This is a genomic window from Bifidobacterium sp., from assembly GCF_051876855.1.
In the GTDB taxonomy this organism is placed as follows: domain Bacteria; phylum Actinomycetota; class Actinomycetes; order Actinomycetales; family Bifidobacteriaceae; genus Bifidobacterium.
This window is the reverse complement of sequence record NZ_JBJEIH010000078.1, coordinates 6,661-12,412: the sequence shown is the minus strand read 5'-3', so window position 1 is coordinate 12,412 and position 5,752 is coordinate 6,661. Positions and strand designations below refer to the sequence as shown.

General features: G+C 57.9%; 5 protein-coding genes. 2 read left to right on the top strand and 3 right to left on the bottom strand.

Annotation, left to right across the window (positions count from 1 at the left end; translation table 11 throughout):
• The first annotated feature begins 517 nt into the window (after positions 1 to 517).
• A complete protein-coding gene (locus ACI38B_RS05005; RefSeq protein WP_439729790.1) occupies positions 518 to 1,318 on the top strand; it encodes a 5'-methylthioadenosine/S-adenosylhomocysteine nucleosidase in 801 nt (266 codons plus the stop codon).
• 57 nt (positions 1,319 to 1,375) lie between these two features.
• Here the strand turns inward: ACI38B_RS05005 and ACI38B_RS05000 are convergent, their stop codons facing one another.
• The 3 genes from ACI38B_RS05000 to ACI38B_RS04990 all read right to left on the bottom strand — a co-directional run bounded on the left by ACI38B_RS05000 (position 1,376) and on the right by ACI38B_RS04990 (position 4,152).
• A complete protein-coding gene (locus ACI38B_RS05000; RefSeq protein ID WP_439729789.1) occupies positions 1,376 to 2,128 on the bottom strand; it encodes a hypothetical protein in 753 nt (250 codons plus the stop codon).
• 104 nt (positions 2,129 to 2,232) lie between these two features.
• Positions 2,233 to 3,573 carry an RNA-binding domain-containing protein gene (locus tag ACI38B_RS04995; RefSeq protein WP_404441444.1) on the bottom strand — a complete coding sequence of 447 codons (1,341 nt, stop codon included), beginning with the start codon at positions 3,571 to 3,573 and terminating at the stop codon, positions 2,233 to 2,235.
• 300 nt (positions 3,574 to 3,873) lie between these two features.
• Entirely contained in the window at positions 3,874 to 4,152 is a 279-nt protein-coding gene (locus ACI38B_RS04990; protein ID WP_439729788.1) for a helix-turn-helix domain-containing protein, read from the bottom strand.
• A 209-nt stretch (positions 4,153 to 4,361) separates the two neighbouring features.
• Between ACI38B_RS04990 and ACI38B_RS04985 the strand changes: the two genes are divergently transcribed.
• Positions 4,362 to 5,411, top strand: coding sequence for a colicin transporter (locus ACI38B_RS04985; protein WP_439729787.1), 1,050 nt, complete (start codon positions 4,362 to 4,364; stop codon positions 5,409 to 5,411).
• The last annotated feature ends 341 nt before the right edge of the window (positions 5,412 to 5,752 follow it).

The following is a 5,752-nucleotide window of genomic DNA, read 5'->3' as shown; positions in this document are numbered from 1 at the left end:
TTCGTCGAGTATCTTCCCGTCGTGCGACTGACGTGTCGCATGGCTGGCTAGATGCTTCCGGATTCTGGTTCTGCGGCCGGGTTATCTTCCCGTCGTGCGACTGGGAGAGTACACGGCAGAAAGATGCCGGCCGGTTCCGGTTCCGCCGCAGCGTTATCTCTCCGCCGTGTGACTGTTTGGTCGCATGGTTGTCAAGTATCGGCGGGTTTTGGTTCTGTTACCGGGCTATCTTCCCGCCGTGCGACTGCTCGGTCGCATCCCGGCCGGGTATCGATGGTTATCTGCCGGTGGGATTGGGATATCTCTCTGCTGTGCGACTGCCCGATCGCAGGGCGGCCAGATATCACCGGGTCACGGCTGTGCCATCAGGCTATCTGCCCGTCGTGTGACTGCCACGTCGCACAACGGCCGGGTATCGTCCGCCATCCGCTCGCCGCCGTCCGTCGTCCGCCATTCGTCTCCCGTCGGGCGTGTCTGCCGCCCGTCGAATGTCGCAACCGTGCCCGACGATCGGAGTATGGAGACTCATCATCGCATCGCGGTGCTGTGTGCGCTGCCGCAGGAAGCTGAACCCATCATCGAAGCCTTACACGGAATCGAGCGCAGCAGCCGGTACGGCACTGATCTGGTCACCGGGCAGCTTGGCGAGGCGTCCGTCGTCGTGTGCGTGGGCGGTATGGGGAAGGTCGCCGCAGGTGCCGCCGCCCAAATGCTGATCTGCGAATATCATCCGGATGCCCTGATATTCAGCGGTATTGCTGGCAGTCTCAATCCGCTGCTGGAGGTCGGGGATATCGTGGTCGGCGGTTCGCTGGTGTATCTGGAGACCAACAACGACATCATCGCCGAATGCGACCCCTTCCTGCACACGTATGCGTCCGATGACCGTCTTTCTGCGCTCGCCTGCCAGGTGCTGGACGAGCAGGGGTATCGTCGCGTGCCGTCGTTGGCTGAGATGGACGGTGCTGCCACTGCCACCGCCGATAACACCGCCATTGACAACGATTCCAACCGCCGGTACACGCTCGGCACAATCGCGACCAGTGACCAGTTCAACACCGATCCCGACGTGCTCGAGCACACCCGCCGCGTCTGGCATGGCGACTGCGAGGAGATGGAAGGCGCGGCCGCCGCGCACGTGTGCGCCAAGAACCGCGTGCCTTTCCTGGCCGTGCGGGCGATGAGCAACCGTTGCGGTGAGGCGTACGAAGACCTCAACCGTCACCAGTCGGACATGACCCTCGCCGCCCAAAACGCCGGGGCTGCGGTCCGGGCGGTCCTATCAGCCTTACCTGTGGTGCAAATCCGCCACGAATAGTCCGGATTCCCCACAAAATCGTCGGGAATCTACCGCACACCACCACCCATACGGCGGTCACTGCGGGAAGCGCAGAATCTGATAGGCAAACACGCAGGCGGTGCCGTAGGACGGGGTGATGGTGACGATACGGGCGGTGTCGTTGCCGTCCGAGTCGATGCTCAACGTTGTTTGTTCCACCCGCTTGTCATCGCACCGTACGGTACCGCGTTTCGCGGTGCTACCGATTTCGTAATCAGCCGTCAGATTTCCCGTGCCGATGCAGTACACCGTCAGCTGATAGGTTCCCGCCTCGATTTGGAGGTTCTCCACGTTGTGCGCGACATTGAGCTGCCGCAATCCGTATGTTCCGGTGGAATAGCTGGGCGATGGGCCGAATTGCGTGACAAGCTCCGCGCCTGCGGACACGCCGTCACCGTTTTCGATTGCCAGCTCGGCGGCGTTGAGAGATTCCTCGATTTGCCGCGTATATGATGCCGGAAGCTCCGGAGCTGATGCGCGTTTGCCGCCGGCGCTGCCTTCGGACGCGCCGCTCGCTGAGGCAGATGGGCTTGTCGAGGCTGAGGATCTTGCCTCCGAGGAAATCTGCTCTTTCGAGACAAGTGCGCTCTGCCCGCCACGCTCGCCATGTCCGCCGATGATACCCGTCAGCGCGACTGTCGCCGCGATAATCATTGCCGCGACGACTACCGCCGCCAAAGCCGCACGAATCGCTCTGTTGCGGTTGTTGCTGTGCTTGTCGTCCATCTTCGACCCCCACTCCGTGCTTCGGTCGTTGCGATAATCATCGGTGATTGTCGCTGTGAACATACCGTGGTTGTCACGATAGTCCCCCACGGCGTCAGTCGCAAGACCGCCGCGCCTTATGCCGTGCCTGACGCGTGGTGTGCATCCACTGCAAAGGAGAGGGACAGTCAGTGTCGGATTGCCCAATACCCGCTCTTGCGCGAACCGACTCGTTCGAGTACTCCGTGTTCGGTGAGACTCTTGATGTGACGGGCGATTGTCGGGCGGGACACTCCCAGTGTTTTCGCCAGCTCTGTGGTTGTGATGTACTGGTCTTTCGAAATGAGATCCATGATGATTTTGTCGGTGTCATTCGCCAGACTTTTCGAATCGCTCGGTATCGTTCTGTTCGCTTCGACGTGTTTCCTCGTGAATGTGAATGTGAAACCGAACTCGTCATTTCGGTATGAATATTCGACGCCGTTTTCGGCACATTCTTTGAATGTGCGGTCAAAACCGGTGCCGAATGCATCAATCATGCCATTCTTGAAAAGCACGGAGGCGATTAGAGGATTGCGGATTTTGCTACCGATTCGGCCGCTGGCAAAGTCGCGTGGTTCGGTGCCATGCAGCAGCCCACCGGGATTGTAGATGGTGACACGTGATCGTGTGATGGTGATTGCGTTGCTGTCGCCCTTCTGGTATCGGCAATGTGCGAATGAATTGACGATGATTTCTCGGATGGCGCGGATGGGAATCTCTGGCATTTCTGTTCTGTGTAGTCCGTCGATACGTGCGCTGTAACGGATGTTGTTTTCAATGTATCGCATTCCTTCTTGGATACATTCAAGAATGTTGCCGCGATACTGTTTCAAATCAGCAAACTCTCTTCTGTCGTCGGTAGGATACATGACTTCTTTGAGCAATACGGGACCATCGTTCCCGAATAAGTAATGGCCGGCGTTGTTGAGCTGCCCGTCATCCGTGATGAGATTCAGCTTGTTCAACGCCTCGGACGCGTTGTTGAATATATAGTGCATGCGTCCTGCATCGTTTGCGGCGCGGATGTATTGGATTAGCAGATCCTCGTTCACGGTGTCAATACTGAAGCCAGACGGTTGCTCTTCCCATTTCGAGTACGTCGTGTCTTTTGACTCAAAGAACCGCAGGAGCTGGTTGGAGTCCATGTATGTGTCTGCATCATCGACGCGTGTGTAATATCTGCCGTACGCGGAATATGGAGTGTCCATGCCCTCGGCTTGCACTGCGATGACGGCTTTATCGTTGACGTTGTGGATTTCAATATTGATTTCGGGGAGTGGCTTGAGATTGGTTCTGATTTCATGGGAAATATCGGCGGTTGTCTTTTTCCCGACATCTTGGCCAACAATACTTCCGTCATCCTTTACGCCGAAATACACAATCCCTCTGCCATGCTTGTTCAACATCGCGCACAGGGAGATGATGCCTTCTTTGAGTTGTGAAGTGGTCTTTTTGAATTCGACGGTTTCGCTTTCGCGTGAGAACATAACCATCCTTGCCGCGTTTTGTATCATTTATTGTATCATTTATTGTATCATTTATTGTATCAACGCAGTTGTGGAAGCAGTCTGATACGTGGCAAATCGGGGACAATCCTTGCGGGGGAATTTGCTGTATGCGCGGCGAATCTGCACCACATGCGAACTCTAAGAAAAGTGCCCCCCGTGGGGCTCGACACGAGCAGGCATAAACGTTGCAATCATGCGTATCTGCCTTCTTGAATGATTGATTGTGACCTTTATTGTAACCCATCTAGGGGATAGAAGCGGGTCTCCATGGGTATTGCGTTACTTGGCGTGCAGGTCGGGCCATGGCTGTGGCAAGAGTTCATCAAGGGTGACACCCAGCACTTGCGCTACGGCCATGATTGTCTTCAACGTGGGATTGGCTGGGGTGTCCTTGCCTATCTTGCCCCATTCCATTCGCTGGTATTGGTATCTCGACAGGCCTGCGTCATAGGCCACGCGCTCTTGGGTGAGGCCGCGCTCGACGCGGAGGCGCTGGAGGTTGACGCCCAGCTCCTTGGCGTACCTCGCCCATTCCTTCGAATCGTTTTTAACGTTCACGCGCCAAAAATATGTGGCGTTCGCATCTCACTAGGCCACAAAGTTGTGGCTTTCGCTATACTGTAGTATTGAATTCGCATGATATGGAAGCGCGACCGTCTCCCATGCCCCCGCAGGATAAGGAGCTTCGGCCTGACGGCCTCCGCGCCGTTACATCCATGTCGATGGGCGAATCGACGTGTCAGCGCATAAGGACATAGGGAAGAGCAATGACGAAGCCATCAGAGGAAGTGGAAACCATGGATGACGTCACCCCAGAGGAGAGCAAGCCCAAGGGTATTAAGCCCGCCAACCTCACCGCCATCATCATCGCCGTCATCGTCGTAGTGCTGGCGGGTATTGGCGGCGGCTACGCCTACTGGACGCACCACGAGGCCAACGCCTACCATGAGGCGGTCACGCAGGCCGAGAACGCCGACGGGAATCTTACGAAGGCCATTAAAGAGGCCACAGCGACCGAGTATAAGGCGGATCAGCTCAAGGAGCCGAAGCTGCTGGGCAAGCTCGACGACGCCGTCAGGAAGGCGGAGGCGCTCAAGGGCGTCCCCGAGGACCAGCCGGGCGAGTGGCTGGCGTGGCAGCTCGCTTCCGCGAAGCAGGCCAATGTCACGGACGCGGACGAGGCCAATACCCAAGCGAGGGCGCTCAAGGCCGCGCTCAAGGCCGTCAAAGACAGCAAGCTGGCGAAGGAGCTGGACACCGCCAAGGCGCAGCTCAAGCAGGGTATTGACAGCGCTGGCGAGACCCTCAAGGACACGGAGGGGAAGGTGGCGGACAACGCCACCCGTGACAGCCTCACGAAGGCCATCGACGAGGCGAACAAGACCATCGGCAAGAAGGATGTGACCGACCCGAAGGCTTACACCGGCCAGCAGGCGAAGCTCGACGCCGCCGTCAAGCAGGTGAACGACTCCAAGGCCGCGAAGGAGAAGGCCGACGCCGAGGCCGCAGCCAAAGCCAAGGCGGAAGCCGAAGCGCAGGCGCAGGCCGCCGCCCAAGCAGCCGCCGCAGCCGCGCAGTCGCAGCGCTCCTACTCCAAGTCCTCCACCCGCGGGTATTCCTCCGGCAAGTCCTACACCGCCCCGAAGAAGTCCAGCAGCGGGTATTCCGCCCCGCAGCGGTCCTACACCGCCCCGAAGCAGTCCGCGCCCGCACCGAGCAACAACGGCGGCGGCTCCAGCAACGGCGGCGCACCTCTGCCTAAGGTCTATGGTTGCTCACCATCGTGCGTGCCAGACTACTCCCCCATCGTTCGTTAAGCCCATCCGCTTTCCTCTTCTCTGATAAGCCTCACCTTCCCATCGAAGGTAAGGCTTTTTCATAAGTAAATATGCGAAAAAGTGCCCCCGTCGCCAGAATTGGCTTCTGGCGATGAGGTGCTTAGTAGTCATCCCGCTGGTGCTGTCACACCTGCGGGATGGAGGGCGGTCACATGTGTTGCACGATCGCGAGAAGCAGAACGACTGCCGCTGTAATCAGTGTCAGCGTATTTACTGAGTAGTTGCCGGTACTCACCTCCTTAGTGACCCGCTCCTGTTCGCTCAGGGGCGGGCCTTCATTTTACCATTTTCGATTTTGAGAGTTTGCTGGGAATATCTTC